Annotated in this window: 12 protein-coding genes and 1 rRNA gene; 8 read left to right on the top strand and 5 right to left on the bottom strand. The window is 58.5% G+C overall.

The genetic code is table 11. The features are described from left to right. The first annotated feature begins 4 nt into the window (after positions 1-4). Both rrf and KGB03_RS24675 read left to right on the top strand, forming a co-directional pair. Positions 5-120 (top strand): 5S ribosomal RNA (gene rrf, locus KGB03_RS24680). Positions 121-317: 197 nt separating this feature from the next. Continuing rightward, positions 318-857 carry a hypothetical protein gene (locus KGB03_RS24675; RefSeq protein ID WP_192411070.1) on the top strand — a complete coding sequence of 180 codons (540 nt, stop codon included), beginning with the start codon at positions 318-320 and terminating at the stop codon, positions 855-857. Between the two features lie 7 nt (positions 858-864). On the opposite strand, the gene KGB03_RS24670 is transcribed toward KGB03_RS24675, so the two are convergent. Further along, a complete protein-coding gene (locus KGB03_RS24670) occupies positions 865-5001 on the bottom strand; it encodes a CheR family methyltransferase (protein ID WP_223529592.1) in 4137 nt (1378 codons plus the stop codon). 245 nt (positions 5002-5246) lie between these two features. On the opposite strand from KGB03_RS24670, the gene KGB03_RS24665 reads away from it, so the two are divergent. The 4 genes from KGB03_RS24665 (at position 5247) to KGB03_RS24650 (ending at position 10431) form a co-directional block, all read left to right on the top strand. Next, a complete protein-coding gene (locus tag KGB03_RS24665; RefSeq protein ID WP_223529591.1) occupies positions 5247-6851 on the top strand; it encodes a tetratricopeptide repeat-containing response regulator in 1605 nt (534 codons plus the stop codon). Further along, on the top strand, positions 6848-7540 hold the full coding sequence (locus tag KGB03_RS24660; protein ID WP_218539058.1) for a sensor histidine kinase: 693 nt from the start codon (positions 6848-6850) through the stop codon (positions 7538-7540). Before KGB03_RS24665 ends, KGB03_RS24660 begins: the two co-directional genes overlap by 4 nt. A gap of 201 nt (positions 7541-7741) precedes the next feature. After that, positions 7742-8983: a glutamine synthetase family protein gene (locus KGB03_RS24655; RefSeq protein WP_223529593.1), complete on the top strand. Its 1242-nt coding sequence runs from the start codon at positions 7742-7744 to the stop codon at positions 8981-8983. A gap of 71 nt (positions 8984-9054) precedes the next feature. Then, entirely contained in the window at positions 9055-10431 is a 1377-nt protein-coding gene (locus tag KGB03_RS24650; RefSeq protein WP_218539059.1) for an MFS transporter, read from the top strand. Between the two features lie 72 nt (positions 10432-10503). On the opposite strand, the gene KGB03_RS24645 is transcribed toward KGB03_RS24650, so the two are convergent. The 4 genes from KGB03_RS24645 to flgA form a co-directional block, all read right to left on the bottom strand. Continuing rightward, positions 10504-11250, bottom strand: coding sequence for a flagellar brake protein (locus KGB03_RS24645; protein ID WP_218539060.1), 747 nt, complete (start codon positions 11248-11250; stop codon positions 10504-10506). 92 nt (positions 11251-11342) lie between these two features. Next, positions 11343-11810 (bottom strand): flagella synthesis protein FlgN, encoded by a 468-nt coding sequence (locus KGB03_RS24640; protein ID WP_223529590.1) that lies wholly within the window; start codon positions 11808-11810, stop codon positions 11343-11345. A gap of 48 nt (positions 11811-11858) precedes the next feature. Continuing rightward, a complete protein-coding gene (flgM, locus tag KGB03_RS24635; RefSeq protein WP_008147951.1) occupies positions 11859-12185 on the bottom strand; it encodes a flagellar biosynthesis anti-sigma factor FlgM in 327 nt (108 codons plus the stop codon). A gap of 168 nt (positions 12186-12353) precedes the next feature. Further along, a complete protein-coding gene (flgA, locus tag KGB03_RS24630; protein WP_111451685.1) occupies positions 12354-13115 on the bottom strand; it encodes a flagellar basal body P-ring formation chaperone FlgA in 762 nt (253 codons plus the stop codon). Positions 13116-13197: 82 nt separating this feature from the next. On the opposite strand from flgA, the gene KGB03_RS24625 reads away from it, so the two are divergent. Together KGB03_RS24625 and cheR are read left to right on the top strand one after the other, a co-directional pair. After that, a complete protein-coding gene (locus KGB03_RS24625) occupies positions 13198-14130 on the top strand; it encodes a chemotaxis protein CheV (RefSeq protein WP_008147956.1) in 933 nt (310 codons plus the stop codon). A gap of 46 nt (positions 14131-14176) precedes the next feature. Next, the gene (cheR, locus tag KGB03_RS24620) at positions 14177-15004 is read left to right on the top strand and encodes a protein-glutamate O-methyltransferase CheR (RefSeq protein WP_074879171.1); all 828 of its coding nucleotides are present in this window, start codon (positions 14177-14179) and stop codon (positions 15002-15004) included. Positions 15005-15296: the final 292 nt, after the last annotated feature.

Raw genomic sequence — 15296 nt, 5'->3', positions numbered from 1 at the left:
ATTTCTTGACGACCATAGAGCATTGGAACCACCTGATCCCATCCCGAACTCAGCAGTGAAACGATGCATCGCCGATGGTAGTGTGGGGTTTCCCCATGTGAGAGTAGGTCATCGTCAAGATTAAATTCCGAAACCCCTATCTGCGTATGCAGGTAGGGGTTTTGTTTTGTCCGAAGAAAAAACATCTGCTACGGAGTCCCCGCTGGGTTTGCGCCAGCTGTTGATTGCTCTTTTCTACGTGTCATCACCCGACGATCTACATGGAAAGTCTGGCATTGCTGTGCCTTACTCCAGACATAACTCATGGGGCAACGTCGATGCGGCGAAGAGGCGCAAAATTCTGGTTATGGACCAACACGCAGTTACCCCTTCATACGCATGAAGAGGTACTCAGCAATGGGCTGCACATCGAGGTGCAGGCACGGGCCAGTCATGAGGGGGTTACCCAGGTATTTATAGGTGTCTACGGCACCGATGGCTGGGCGGTTTGCGAGGAGTCTCATGACCGGCACGCCGGTGAGCATTACTGCGCGGCGTTGAAGTGGGGCGCTCAGCGGGCGAGGGAGATTGTTGCGGATACCCAGGAGTTCGTCGCGCCGCATCGGGTGCAGGTGACTTTGAGTCCAGTGATTACCGATGAGCCGGAACTGGCCCTGCGGCGGATGGAAATGACCGAGCGCCAGTCTTTGAAACTCAGGTCCGAAGATGCCTGGTCGGAGTACCTGGCTGCCAAGGCAGCCATGCTGGAGCTGATGCGCTCAACCAGAGTCGATCCCAGGGTCTGGGCTGATAACAAGGAGCGGCTTAGGCAGGCCATCGATCGACGAGCCTGCGTACAACGGGCCTATCTGCGCTGACCCTTCCTCAGGTCTGGGAGCGTCGCAGATTTTCAATGGTTTCGATCAGATCATCATAGGACACCGGTTTTCCAATGTGCTGGTCAAAGCCCGATTGCCGTGATTTTTGAATGTCGCTGTGGGCGCCGTAGCCCGTCAGTGCAATGGCCGGCACATCCTTGACCAGCGGCAACTGACGCAATGCGCTCATCAGCTCGTGGCCATTCATGACCGGCATGCCCAAGTCAGAAATGATCAAGTCGAAGCGCGTGCTTTTTGCGGCATCCAAAGCCGCCACCGGACGGTCGAACGCAATCACTTGCGCGTCTTCCATTTCCAGCAGCATTTTCAAGGTTTCCAGTACATCGGCGGAGTCGTCGACCAGCAGGATCGTCAAACCGCTCAGCCTGCCAGAGGATTCTTCAACCTGAGTCGGGGTTTGCGGCTCATCTAGGGTGTGGGCCAAGGGCAGGTAAACCGTGAAGGTACAACCTGTTCCCACCCCGGCAGAGGTCACCTCAACCGTTCCCCGTTGGGCCTCGGTCAACTGGCGGACCAGTGACAAGCCGATTCCCAGTCCTTCACGGTTGTGGCTGACATGCTGCTTTTCAGCCTGGCCGAACAGGTCGAACACGTGATCGAGGTTCTCGGGGGCGATGCCTGCACCGTCGTCTTTGACGTCCAGCCGCGCCATGTTTCCAACCTGGCTGGCGATCAATTGCACGTGGCCGTTGGAGGGCGTGAATTTCAGCGCGTTATTCACCAGGTTCCAGATAATTTGCTCCAGGCGCGTCGGGTCGGCATGGACCATCAATGCGTCTGAAGGCACGTGCAGCTCGACGGTGGCGTCGTGTCGGTCGCTGAGCACGACGGCGTGAATATCGCGCAACACACTGGCCAGATCCACGGCGATGGGTTTCAGTTTCAGTTTGCCGGTACGGACCCGGGCGACATCCAGCAGATCATCGATGATCCTTGCCTGGCTGTTGACGGCGTCGCAGATGGTGTTGACGGCCTTGGCGGCCGGCTCCACCGACTTGGTCACCGGCAAGCGACGCAGCAGTTCTGCATTGAGCTGAATCAGGTTCAACGGATGTTTGAGTTCGTGGGACATGACCGCGAAGAATTCATCCTTGAGGTAATTGGTGTTGCGCGTTTCGGCCAGTTGTTGGCTCTGTTCTTCATGCTGGCGTTTATGGCCGGTCAGGTCGCGGGCGATTTTGACGTAGCCTTTGAGATTGTCGCCGCTGAGCAAGGTCACCTCGCCGCTGCAAAAGAAGCGGTTGCCGTCCTTGCGCACGTGCCAGCGCTCATCTTCGCTGCGGCCATGGGTGCGCACCGCCAGCAGTTCGTTTTCAGGCACGCCGGACGCGCGATCTTCAGGCGAGAAAATGAAGTCGTAATAGGCGCCCTCGGCCTCGGCCTTGCTGTAGCCGAAGATCAATTCGGCGCCTTTGTTCCAGGTGGTGATCACGCCCTGCTCATCGAGGGTGATGATGGCGTAGTCGCGCGTGCTTTCGGCGACCAGACGCATGCGTTCTTCGCCCAGTCGCAGCTCTTCTTCAGCCGCACGACGTTTGGTGATGTCGATGAACGTCAGCACGGTGCCGTCGATGTGGTCTTCGCTGGAACGATAGGGCAGCAGGCGGGCGATGTACCAGCGGTTGTCGGTGCTGCTGACTTCGCGTTCGATCATGTTCAGCGATTCGAACACCTGGGCCGCGTCTGCGACGATGTCCTCGTAATGCAGGCGATGGGTAATGTCGAGCAAGGAGCGCCCGGTATCCACCGGTAACATGCTGAAGATGTCAGTGGCACGCGGAGTGAACCACTTGATGCGCATGCTGCGATCGACAAACACCGTGGCGATGTCGGTGGAGGCAATCAGGTTGGTCAGGTAGTCGTTGATCTTGTCGGTTTCTTCGACTTTGGTTTTCAGCTCGTAGTTGACCGTCAACAGCTCTTCGTTGATCGACTGCAGCTCTTCCTTGCTGGTTTCCAGCTCCTCGGTGGCCGAACGCAGTTCTTCGTTGATCGCCTGCATTTCTTCGTTGGAAGCCTTGAGCTCTTCGCTGGAGACTTCCGATTGTTCGATGGTGTCCTGCAGGTGCAATTTGGTGCGTTGCAGTTCGCGCTCAAGGTTGGACAGCACCTGGCTTTCGGTCTGTAGCACGGTGGTGGCCGCCCGTTCGGCAGGGTCGACCTCGACTTCCTCGAAAATCACCAGGACGTATTCGCCGTCCGAATCTTCATCCTTGTAGGGATGTGCGACCAGATCAATCAGGTAACTGCGCTTGTCACGCTTGATCGGCACTTCGCGGGACTTGACCGGCAGACCACTCTGCTGGACCTGGAACAGCGTAGTGCGGATTTCCAGGCGCAGTTCCGGAAGAATCAGTGTCAGCAAGTTCCGCGACAATTCGCCGCCAACATGACGCAGGAAACGCCCGGCACTCTCGCTCATATGCAGGATGTCGGCGTTGGCATCGACGATCACGCTCGGTGGTGCGGAGTGTTCGAGGGCGCGTTGATGGATATCGGCAAATGACAATTTACGCGGCGCGCTGCTTTGCGGGACCTGTTGGGAAGTGTTGGTCCGCACATAGCCTCCACGCGGCATGGTCGGTGTGCGTCGACTGTTGGCCGTGCCGGTCTTGGCGCGGAAAATCCGGTTGCGTTTATCCACCGGCGCGAACAATTCGTGGCACGCGTCTGCGCTCTCGGAAGAACCGAGGAACAGGAAACCGCCGGGACGCAGGGCAAAGTGGAACATCTGGAGGATTTCGCGTTGCACTTCGCGATCCAGATAGATCAGCAGGTTGCGGCAAACGATCAGGTCGATCTGCGAGAAGGGCGGGTCGGACAACAGGCTGTGCTTGGCGAACAAGACCTTTTCGCGGATTTCCTTGCGGATCCGATAATGATCGTCTTCCTTGATGAAGTAGTGACGCAGCCGCGAGGGTGGCACATCGGTGACGATCGCCTGTGGATACAGGCCGGCCCGGCCGACGCTGATGGCGCGTTCGTCGATGTCGGTGGCGAACAGCTGCATCGACGCCGCGCTGGCATCCAGTTGCAATTGATCGTTGAGCAGCATGGCCAGGCTGTAGGCTTCTTCGCCCGTAGAGCAGCCCGCGGACCAGACCCGGATTTCTTCTTTCTCGGGGTGCGCGGACACGGCGGCGCTGACCAGTTGCGGCACGACATCCCGCTCCAGGGCTTCGAAAGCCTCTCTGTCACGGAAGAAGTTGGTCACCCCGATCAGCATGTCGCCCAGGAGTGCCTTGGTTTCTTCGGGATTGTTCTGCAGATACTGGTAATAGGCACTCAGATCCGACTGGCCGGTGACCTGCATGCGGCGTTCGATCCGGCGCAACACGGTGGCGCGCTTGTAGTGTTTGAAGTCATGGCCGGTTCCAGTGCGCAACTGAATCAGGATGTCGCGCAGCACCTGTTCGGCAAGAGCCGCGTCACGCTCGGACACCGTAGCAACGTTTTGCAGTTCTGGATCATTAGCGATGGGTAAAGTGATTTCCCTGGAGTTGCGCCATAGTTCCAGCAGTTTTTGCGGCATTTCCACCACGGGTAGCACCAGGTCAACCATGCGGGTTTCGATGGCGGCGCAAGGCATGCCATCGAATTCGGCGTCTTCCGGTGCCTGGACCAGTGTGATGCCACCTTGTTCCTTGATCCGTGACAAACCAACCGCGCCGTCCGAGCCGGTGCCCGACAACACCAGACAGAAGGCGCGCTCGCGGTGTACATCGGCCAGGTCGCGGAAAAACAGATCAATGGATGCGTGGCGACCTTCGCGCGGGTCTGTGGCGCTGACTTCCAGAAAGCCATCGTTCATTGCCAGCCGTTGCGCCGGTGAAATGACGTACACCCGGTTTTTCTCGATGGCCACCGTTTCGGTCACCTGCAGAACCGGCATCTTGGTCGACTCCTGGATGATCTTGTCAGCGATGCTCTGGTGATCGGGCGACAGATGGAGAATGATCACGAACGCCATGCCATTGTCTTGAGGCATGTTTTCAAAGAACAATTTGATCGCTTGCAGCCCGCCCGCTGACGCACCGATGCCCACCACCGGAAAGTCCAGGGTGCTGGGGATCAGGGCCTTTCGCTCGGTAGGGGTATCCGAGCGCTTGGGTTTGGTGGTCATGACTTAGGCCTTTAGCTACGACGTAAAGCGTGTTGATTTCAAGCGACAGGAAGCGCAATTCAATAGGTCAGGATAATCCCGTTTTTCAATAACACCTTCAAATATTTAGCTCTCCATGGGAGGCCTCCATGAATTCTTTGACCGCAAAATGAGCGATTGCACTCCCGTTGCTTCAAGTGAATGCCTGTTCTGGCCGATAACCCGAACAGTCATGGTCTTCTTCTTAAATTGCCTGGAAATCTTCGATGCTGTCGTATCACCAAAAGCGTTTTTTGATCGTCGATGATTTCTCGGATTTTCGCAGTTCCGTCAGGTCCATGCTGCGCGAGCTGGGCGTCAAGGATGTCGACACCGCCGACACCGGTGAACAGGCGCTGCGTATGTGTTCGCAGAAGGCTTACGATTTCATCCTGCAGGACTTTCACCTGGGCGATGGCAAGAAGAACGGCCAGCAGGTGCTTGAGGACCTGATGATCGAGAAGCTGATCAGCCATGAGGCCGTGTTCGTCATGGTCACCGCCGAGACCAGTCAGGCGATGGTGCTCAGTGCGTTGGAACACGAACCCGATGCGTACCTGACCAAACCGTTCAACCGTTCCGGCCTGGCTCAACGCCTGGAGCGGCTGGAGCAACGCAAGACCTTGCTCAAGCCGATTCTGCAGGCCCTTGACCGGGGCAAACCGGTTGAAGTGCTCAATGCCTGCATCGCCCTGTGCAAGCAAGACATCCGCTACTCGCCGTTGTGCCTGCGCTACCGCGCCGATGCGTTGCGCGACCTTAATCAGAACGAGGCGCTGGAACGTCTCTACGACAGCATCATTGCCGATCGACCGTTGCCGTGGGCGTTTGCCGGGTTGGGTAAGCTGCTGTTCAAGCGTGGCCAGGTCGCTCAGGCCAAAGGCGTCTACGAAAAAGCCCTGAAAGTGTTCCCTATGATGCCGGCGCTCTACGACGGCATGGCCGATGTGCTGGTCGCCGAAGGCGACACCAAGGCGGCCCAGCGTGTGCTGGAAGAGGCGATCCGCTTGTCGCCGCTGGCGGTGCGCCGGCAAGCGCTGCTGGGTAAGTTGGCGATGGCCAACGAAGATTTCGACACCGCCTCCAAAGCCTATCGTCAGGCCGTGGCGCAGGGCGCGCAGTCACGTTTCAAGGATGCGGAGAGCAACCTCGGCCTGGCCCATGCCTTGATCAGTAAAGGCAGCGAAAAAGGTCTGGATACCCGGACTCGACTGGAAATCAACACGACGCTGAGTGCGGTGGCCAAGGAAAACCCCTCCGACCCAGGTCTGCAGATTCGTGCGCGATTGATGAAAGCCACCAGTCTGCTGCTCAACGATGCCGAAACCGCCGAAAAGCTTACCGAGCAGGCGATGATGCGCCTCGATGGCATGGAACAGTTCATGAGCGCCGAAGCCGCGCTGCTGGTGGCCAAGCAACTGCAGATGCTCGGGCAGGCCAGCGCGGGTGCCTCGATGCTGAAAAACTGCGCGGAAATCTACGGCGACGACCCGACGGTGATGAAGGGCATCGCCAAGTTGACCGACGATCCGACCATCCTCAACTCCGGCAACGCCGCAGCCGACCTCAACCGTCAGGGCGTGCGGGTGTACAAGACCGGCAACCTGGTGGAGGCGCGGCAGGTGTTCCGCAAAGCCCTGGCGCTGCAACCGAAGAACATCAGCATCGCGCTGAACATGGCGCAGTCGCTGCTGCACGGCACCGACACCAGTGTCCCTTCGGCGGAGCTGGAGGAATGTCGGATGTGCCTGAAAATGGTCGGCCTGATGCCCGACACCGATGCGCGTTTTCCCCGTTATCAGAAGTTGCGAAGCAAGGCGTTTGGCGAATGAACAACAGCGAACAGGCACTCGATTTTTCCACGGTGATTGCCTCCACCGTGCACGACATGAAGAATTCCCTGGCGATGGTGATGCAGGCCCACAGCCAATGGTTGGCGCGCCTGCCGGATCCGCAGCAGCACACGCCGGAGCAGGGCGTGATCGAATTCGAATTCGCACACCTTAATGGCATGCTGGTGCAGTTGCTGGGGCTGTACAAACTCGGCGTCAACCAGATGCCGTTGCAACCGGCCTACCATGAACTGGATGACTTCATCGAAGCGCAATTGGCCTGCCACCAGGACGTGTTCGCCAGTCGCGGCATCATCGCGACCTATGAAGTGGACCCGCTGAGCCCTCTGGGTTTCTTCGACCGGGAGCTGATTGCTTCGGTGCTGAGCAACAGCATCAACAACGCGATTCGTTACGCCCGCCACGCGGTGTTGATCAGCGTCAGCGATGAAGCCGGGCAACTGGTGCTGACCGTCAACGACGATGGAGAGGGTTATCCACCCGAGATGATCGAGCGTCAGGCCGATTACGTGCAGGGCATCAACCACAGCAGCGGAAGCACTGGCCTGGGCCTGTACTTTGCCGGGCGGATTGCCGCACTTCATCAGCGCAACGGCGTGGGTGGACGCACCGAAATCAGCAATGGTGGCCCGCTGGGCGGCGGCGTGTTCAGCCTTTACCTGCCCTGACGGGTCTTTTTGTTGGCCGCTGCTTGATATTCCGAACAGGCGGAGCCTATTTTGTACGGGTCGCCGTTCGCGGCTCGCACAACACCAAAGGATTGCGTCATGACAACCGATGGCCATCGCTCACTCGCACAGCGATTGACGGGCATTGATGAGATTGAATGTGTCACCCCGGATTTGAATGGCGTACCCCGTGGCAAGGTCATGACCGCCGAAGGCTTTCTCGAGGGGCGGCGTTTGCAGATGGCGCGCGGGGTGCTGCTGCAATGCATCATGGGCGGATATCCGCCAGCGCGCTTTTACGGCAGCGATGATGGCGACCTGGCGCTGGTGCCCGACCCTGCACAGATCCATCGCTTGCCATGGAGCCAGCAACCGCGAGCCTTGGCTATTTGCGATGCTGACGAGCTGACCGGCGAAAGCTCGTCTCTGTCGACCCGCGGCCAACTCAAAGCCGTGATCGCGCGTTACGCGGCTCTCGGCCTGGCACCGGTGGTGGCGACCGAGCTGGAATTTTTTGTCTTCGCGCCCAATACCGACCCGACTCAACCGTTCCAGCCGCCGCTGGGCCTGGACGGTCGTCGCGAGGACGGTCATTCGGCGTTCAGTATCAGTTCCAATAATGGTTTGCGGCCGTTCTTCACTGAAGTCTACGCCTGCATGGCGGCCCTGGGCTTGCCGCGCGATACCTTCATGCACGAGATGGGCATCAGCCAGTTCGAGATCAACCTGCTGCACGGCGACCCGCTGCTGCTGGCCGACCAGACACTCCTGTTCAAACATCTGCTTAAAGAAGTCGCGCTCAAGCATGGCCTGACCGTGGTTTGCATGGCCAAGCCGCTGGCGCACACGCCCGGCAGCTCGATGCATATTCACCAGAGCATCATCGAGATCGGCAGCGGGCGTAACGTGTTCAGCGACAAGGCGGGTGAGCCGACGGCGACCTTCCGTCATTTCATCGCGGGTCAGCAGGCTGGCATGGCGGATTTCACCGCGTTGTTCGCACCGAACGTGAACTCGTATCAGCGCTTGTGCCATCCGTATGCGTCGCCGAATAATGCCTGCTGGTCCCACGACAACCGTGCGGCCGGTTTGCGTATTCCGGCCAGTTCTCCCGCCGCTCGTCGGGTCGAGAACCGCTTGCCGGGGGCTGATGCAAATCCTTACCTGGCGATCGCCGCCAGCCTTGCTGCAGGGTTGTATGGCATTGAGCACAAACTGGAGCCGAGCGAGCCGATCCAGGGCGAATTTGAAGTACCGGACAATCTTTCGTTGCCGTGTACCTTGCATGCGGCTCTTGAGCGTCTGAAACGTAGTCAATTGGCGAAGGAACTGTTTGGCAAGGAGTTCATCGAAGGCTACATCGCCTCGAAGACCATGGAGTTGACCAGCTTCTTTGATGAAATTACTCCCTGGGAACGGCGTGTTTTAGCGGCCCAGGCCTGACGATCCGTCGACATCAGGCTATCGTTTGTCGGTAGCCTGAAACTCACTGCAAGGAGCCGCTCGGAACGCCGATGCGCCAAATCTGGAAACCCTTTCGAGCGCTTTATTTTGCCTCGCTGATGATGTTGATCGGCTCTGGCCTGTTGAGTACTTACCTGGCCTTGCGCCTGGCGGCCGACCACGTCGACAGCCTGTGGGTCGGTGCGTTGATGGCAGCCAACTATTGCGGCCTGGTGCTGGGTGGCAAGATCGGTCACCGGTTGATCGCCCGGGTCGGGCATATTCGCGCCTATTCGGCCTGCGCCGGGATTGTCGGTGCGGCGGTGCTGGGCCATGGCCTGGTGGACTGGTTGCCGGCCTGGATCTTCCTGCGGGTCATCGTCGGCCTCGGCATGATGTGCCAATACATGGTCATCGAAAGCTGGCTCAATGAGCAGGCTGAAGCCACGCAGCGGGGGACGGTATTCAGCGGCTACATGATCGCCTCGTATCTGGGGCTGGTGCTGGGTCAATTGATTCTGGTCATGCACCCGGGCCTGGGTCTTGAGCTGCTGATGCTGGTCGCCTTGTGCTTCGCGCTGTGCCTGGTGCCGGTGGCCCTGACTCGGCGGATTCACCCGGCGCCGTTGCACCCGGCACCGATGGAGCCGCGGTTCTTCATCAAGCGCGTGCCGCAGTCGTTGAGCACGGTGCTGGGGGCAGGCCTGATCATCGGTTCGTTCTACGGTCTGGCTCCGCTGTATGCCTCACAGCAGGGATTGTCCACGGAGCAGGTCGGTCTGTTCATGGGTAGCTGCATTTTTGCCGGGTTGCTGGTGCAATGGCCGTTGGGCTGGCTGTCCGACCGTTATGACCGGGCGTTGTTGATCCGCTGTTTTGCGCTGGTCCTGGCGCTTACCGCGTTGCCGCTGGCAATCATGCAACAGGTACCGCTGGAGATTTTGTTTATCACCGGGTTCTGCTGTTCGCTGGTGATGTTCTGCCTGTATCCGTTGGCGGTGGCATTCTCCAACGACCACGTCGAGGGCGATCGCCGGGTGTCCCTGACGGCGATGCTGTTGGTGACCTACGGTGTCGGCGCCAGTATCGGGCCGCTGGTGGCCGGGGTGCTGATGAAGCTGTTCGGCAGCCACATGCTCTATGCCTTCTTCAGTTTCTTCGCGTTGGTACTGGTGTGGCGGATTCGCCCGAAAGCGGTGACCAACCTGCATGTGGTGGACGATGCACCGCTGCATCACGTCGCCATGCCGGACAGTATGTCGAGTTCGCCACTGGTGGCTTGCCTTGACCCGCGGGTCGATGAGCAAGTTGTCCAGGAGCAGATGCAGAACCCGATCAACCCTGAGCCGGACCCGGAACCTGAACCTGAATCAGGGCCCGAAACCGATCCGACACCCGAAGACCCTGATGCACCTCGCGAGCAAAGTTTTACCGAGGCCAGGCCATAACGCATAAAAACAACGCATAAAAAAACGGGCAGTCACCGCAAGGGACTGCCCGTTTTCTATTGAAGCGTCTTATTACATGTCGTCTTTGTCGAAGCGCCGCGCTTCGCGCTGAAGCTGATAGACGAACCGCTCGACCTGCCGCTGCACCAGCCCGCTCATGTTGTGAAAGCGTACGCCGGCGAAGGTGGTGGAGATCCTTTCTTCGAAGTGCAGGTAACGCAGCTCGACCGGTGCCGTCATGTTGCCAAAGGGCAGGGCGGCGATGAAGCGGTCATACACCTGGCCCAGTTGCAGGCTGGCGGTGATGTCGCCTTCGAAGCGCAACTTGCAGCCGGTGGCGGAGATGTCCAAGAGCTTGCCGCTGATCGGCGACTTGAGCTTTTCACCGCCCAGATCGACGTTGACCAGTTGTGCCAGCTTCAATGCTGCGCGGAATGCATTGCGACGCTGGTGGTAAACCACCTGGGCGGGCAGGGCGCCACGGTAGCAGCGACCGCCAGCGGATTCGTCGATGGTCAACGGGCCGTTGCTTTCCCAGGCAATACGCACGCCGTCGTGAAAGCCTTCGACCTTGAACGGTTCGCCGGCGAGCAGGAAGCGTTCACCATCGCGGGGAATCATTTCGTCCAGGGCCATCATGTTGCTGTCACGGTCAATGTCCACCAGATAACTCTGGAAGCGCTGGCTGCGCTCATGGAACGTGATGATCAGCGGGTCATGGCTGTCTTGCAGCTGGCGCAGGGTGCCGGAGATCTCCAACGGCGTGGTGAGCACCTTGGGTGGCTGCGGAGCATCTTCCGCGCTTAAGGCATTGAACACGGTTCATCCATCTCCAGGCAAAATATGACTACGGCTGGCCAGCATATTGCCAGCATGTTGCGCGTCTTGATAGTGCGCGCTTTTCAGCAGGCTCAAGCCTGACTGAGCGGGCGTGGCTTCGCAAGCATGGAGGTTGATCCGCGCGCATCGTAGAGCGCTGGCGGCTCGCCGCCGTTGAGGATTTTCAACTGATTGGCCGTCGCGGCCTGTTGCACCAGAATCGACTGGCCATTCTTGACGTTGATCGCCTGGCACTGAGCCAGAAGATCGGTCAATACGTCGCTCTGCTCCAATAGCTGATCACCAATGCTCGAATGGCTGGCAAGTTGCTCCAGGCCATTGTGATTGGTCGGCAGGTTGAGGCAGGCGAGGATTTCACTGCGCTTGCGGCCATGCTGATCGAGCAAAATGATCAATGCCTGTTTCTGCGCCAGAATCTCTTCGAGCAGTGGCATGTCACGACCGTGCAAGGCGAGGGACTCGGTTTGCAGTAACTCCAGCAAGTGCTGTGCCGGAGCAAAATCGTCGGTGATCAGTTGCAGTAAATTAGTGTCGTGCATGGCTGGCCTTGGGTTTTAAGCGTCCAAAAGCCTGGCGCAGGCCTTGGCCTAGCGCTGGGCTTCGAAGTTGAGCAGTTTGCTGGCTACACGGTTGCTGTCGACTTTGTAGCTGCCATCGGCAATCGCTGCTTTCAACTCGGCCACGCGGGCGTTGTCGACGGCAGGCTGATCGCGCAGCTTGTCAGTGACCTTCTGCAACTGTTGAGCCTCATTGCTGAGATGTACCGATTCCCCGCTTTTGACGGTACTGGCCTGTTCGGCCGGGGTATTCAGCGGTGCGGGCTTGCCGGCTTCGGCGGTTTCCTTCGCAGTGCTGGTACGTGTACTGCCGGTAAGTGACGAGGAACTGTTTAAACGGCTGAAATCGATGACCATGACAAAAAACCTCTGGGTATTTGGACGCTTGCCATGTTTTCGGCCATACCCGGAAAAACTTTAGGCCCAATTATCAATGAGCTTGCGCGCGTCAACGCTTGCCCTGCATAGGGCACAGTCTAGGGAACAGTCGAGTGGCGCGCCACATCTTCACAAACAGAGAGTTCTCTACATCGCTACTTCCACTTGGCCGGGCGCGATGACTTGCGCCTTGATGACCCGCTGGGAGTTGAGGTTTTTCACCCGGATCTGTTCGCGCAAGCCGCCGTTGGATAGCGCTTCACCCGGCATGCGTACGCTCAGCGTTCCACTGCGGGCGGTAATCACCACCTGGTCGCCCTTGCTGATGACTTCTGCCTGTTCCATGTGCACCTGGGTCATGACCTGATCGGCGACCATTGGTCGGGTAAGTTTCTGCCCGATCGCCTGGTCGACGGAAGTCAGGTAACCCTGGCTGATCAGGCTGATGTCACGCTCGCGCAGGGTCACATCCTGGGGCTCGACGATACCGGCGCGTCGCAGCGGGCGGGTGGTGGTGACAATGTCGCGAAACAGGCGCACTTGAGCGGGTACGAAGACCGTCCAGGGCGAAGCGCCCTCGCAGCGAACCTTGACCGTAACCCGGCCCAGGGGCGTGGCGGGGCTCTCCAGGGACGCTGTCAATTCCTTGTCGCACATGGGCATGCGCAGCCGCGGATCGAGCTGCTTGACCTCGATTTCGTAGCGGCCTTCCGTTTGACTGGTGGCCAGATAGTCTTCTACGGTGAATTCAAGAAAGCCCTGGGTGACGCCGATAAGCATGTCAGGCAAGGTAACCGCGTCAGCAAGGGCAGGGCAGCCAGCGTTGAACAGGCAGACGGCCGACACCGCGCAAAGCAATTTGCGGGCGTTTGATGTCAGGCGTCGGAAAAATGTCGGTTCTGTGTTCATAAGAGTTAAAAAGCAAGCGCCGTGCCGTTTAGTGATGAATGCGCGTCGCAACACACTTAAGCGTTGGTGTAGGAGTCTGTGCATGGCTGGTGTAATGGATGCGGTAAACCAGCGCACGCAACTGGTAGGGCAGAATCGCCTTGAGCTGTTGTTGTTCCGTCTCGACGGCCAGCAGCTGTATGGGATCAACGTGTTCAAGGTTCGGGAGGTGCTGCAATGCCCCAAACTGACGCTGATGCCAAAATCCAGTCCTGTCGTGTGCGGTGTGGCAAATATTCGGGGGGCGACCATTCCGATTCTTGATCTGGCCATGGCGACCGGCTCCGGTGCGCTGAAAGATCAAAGCAATCCCTTCGTGATCATCACGGAGTACAACACCAAGACCCAGGGTTTCCTGGTGCGGTCGGTGGAACGCATCGTCAACATGAATTGGGAGGAGATTCATCCGCCACCCAAGGGCACGGGACGCGATCATTACCTGACGGCTGTGACTCGGGTCGACAATCAGTTAGTCGAAATCATCGACGTCGAGAAAGTGCTGGCAGAAGTGGCGCCGACACCGGAAGCGATTTCCGTCGGCGTGGTGGATGTAGAAACCCAGCACAAGGCGCTCTCTTTGCGAGTACTGACGGTCGATGACTCGTCGGTGGCGCGCAAGCAGGTGACCCGTTGCCTGCAGACGGTCGGTGTCGAAGTGGTGGCGTTGAACGACGGTCGGCAAGCGCTGGATTACCTGCGCAAGCTGGTCGACGAGGGCAAGAAGCCGGAAGAAGAGTTCCTGATGATGATTTCCGACATCGAGATGCCGGAGATGGACGGGTACACCCTCACGGCCGAGATCCGCAACGACCCTCGCATGCAAAAACTTCACATCATCCTGCATACTTCGTTGTCGGGTGTATTCAATCAGGCGATGGTCAAGAAGGTCGGTGCCGATGACTTCCTTGCCAAATTCCGTCCTGATGACCTGGCATCCCGGGTAGTCAACCGGATCAAAGCAGCAGACATCAGCTAGGGGCCTTTTGCCCCTAACGGTTAATACGATTTAAGAGGCGGTATCTTTGTCTACGGGTAATTTGGATTTCGAACAGTTCCGGGTCTTCCTGGAAAAAGCCTGTGGCATTTTGCTCGGTGAAAACAAGCAATACCTGGTCTCGAGCCGTCTCAACAAACTGATGGAACAGCAAGGCATCAAGTCCCTGGGTGAGCTGGTCCAGCGCATCCAGACCCAGCCGCGCAGCGGTTTGCGCGAGATGGTGGTGGATGCCATGACCACTAACGAAACCCTGTGGTTTCGTGACACCTATCCGTTTGAAGTCTTGAAGAACAAGGTGCTGCCCGCAGCGATCAAGGCCGCCCCTGGCCAGCGTCTGCGGATCTGGTCGGCGGCCTGTTCGTCGGGTCAGGAACCGTATTCGCTGTCGATGTCGATCGATGAGTTCGAGCGCGTGAACATGGGCCAGTTGAAGATGGGCGTGCAGATCGTTGCCACCGATCTGTCCGGCACCATGCTGACCAACTGCAAGACCGGCGAATACGACAGCCTGGCCATCGGCCGTGGCCTGTCGCCCGAGCGCCTTCAACGATACTTCGACCCAAAAGGGCCGGGACGCTGGGCCATCAAGGCACCGATCAAGAGCCGGGTGGAGTTTCGCTCGTTCAACCTGCTGGACAGCTACGCGGCGCTGGGCAAGTTTGACATCGTGTTCTGCCGCAACGTGCTGATCTACTTCTCCGCCGAGGTGAAGAAGGACATCCTGTTGCGCATTCACAGCACGTTGAAGCCGGGCGGTTATCTGTTCCTCGGTGCTTCCGAGGCGCTGAACGGTTTGCCGGATCATTACCAGATGGTCCAGTGCAGCCCGGGGATCATTTACCAGGCGAAGTGATTCGTTGGCGTCATCAAAAAACGGGAGTCCTCAGGGGCTCCCGTTTTTTTTTGCCTGATGATTTTCCCGGCACCACCACGATCCAATGTGGGAGCGGGCTTGCTCGCGAAGGCGTCGTGTCAGTCGACATCAGCTTTGACTGGCACACCGCTTTCGCGAGCAAGCCCGCTCCCACAGGGTCAGGTGGTGTTCTTTCTACCGTGATAAGCGGCAGAAAAGCGGCAGGCGGCGGAAATCGGTTGCCGCTTTTCTGGCATTGCCACATTGCCACTGCCCGCAAAGCCCCGGTTTA

Source organism: Pseudomonas sp. BF-B-26 (assembly GCF_019956495.1).
Classification (GTDB): domain Bacteria; phylum Pseudomonadota; class Gammaproteobacteria; order Pseudomonadales; family Pseudomonadaceae; genus Aquipseudomonas.
Note: the sequence above shows the minus strand (reverse complement) of the source record. Positions and strands in the feature narration are given on the sequence as shown.

Bases quoted from the DNA above. Each gene is read 5' to 3' on its own strand.
- KGB03_RS24675 (WP_192411070.1), top strand. From the start codon at position 318: ATGCGGCGAAGAGGCGCAAAATTCTGGTTATGGACCAACACGCAGTTA.
- KGB03_RS24670 (WP_223529592.1), bottom strand. From the start codon at position 5,001: ATGACCACCAAACCCAAGCGCTCGGATACCCCTACCGAGCGAAAGGCC.
- KGB03_RS24665 (WP_223529591.1), top strand. From the start codon at position 5,247: ATGCTGTCGTATCACCAAAAGCGTTTTTTGATCGTCGATGATTTCTCG.
- KGB03_RS24660 (WP_218539058.1), top strand. From the start codon at position 6,848: ATGAACAACAGCGAACAGGCACTCGATTTTTCCACGGTGATTGCCTCC.
- KGB03_RS24655 (WP_223529593.1), top strand. From the start codon at position 7,742: ATGACCGCCGAAGGCTTTCTCGAGGGGCGGCGTTTGCAGATGGCGCGC.
- KGB03_RS24650 (WP_218539059.1), top strand. From the start codon at position 9,055: ATGCGCCAAATCTGGAAACCCTTTCGAGCGCTTTATTTTGCCTCGCTG.
- KGB03_RS24640 (WP_223529590.1), bottom strand. From the start codon at position 11,810: ATGCACGACACTAATTTACTGCAACTGATCACCGACGATTTTGCTCCG.
- flgM (WP_008147951.1), bottom strand. From the start codon at position 12,185: ATGGTCATCGATTTCAGCCGTTTAAACAGTTCCTCGTCACTTACCGGC.
- flgA (WP_111451685.1), bottom strand. From the start codon at position 13,115: ATGAACACAGAACCGACATTTTTCCGACGCCTGACATCAAACGCCCGC.
- KGB03_RS24625 (WP_008147956.1), top strand. From the start codon at position 13,198: ATGGCTGGTGTAATGGATGCGGTAAACCAGCGCACGCAACTGGTAGGG.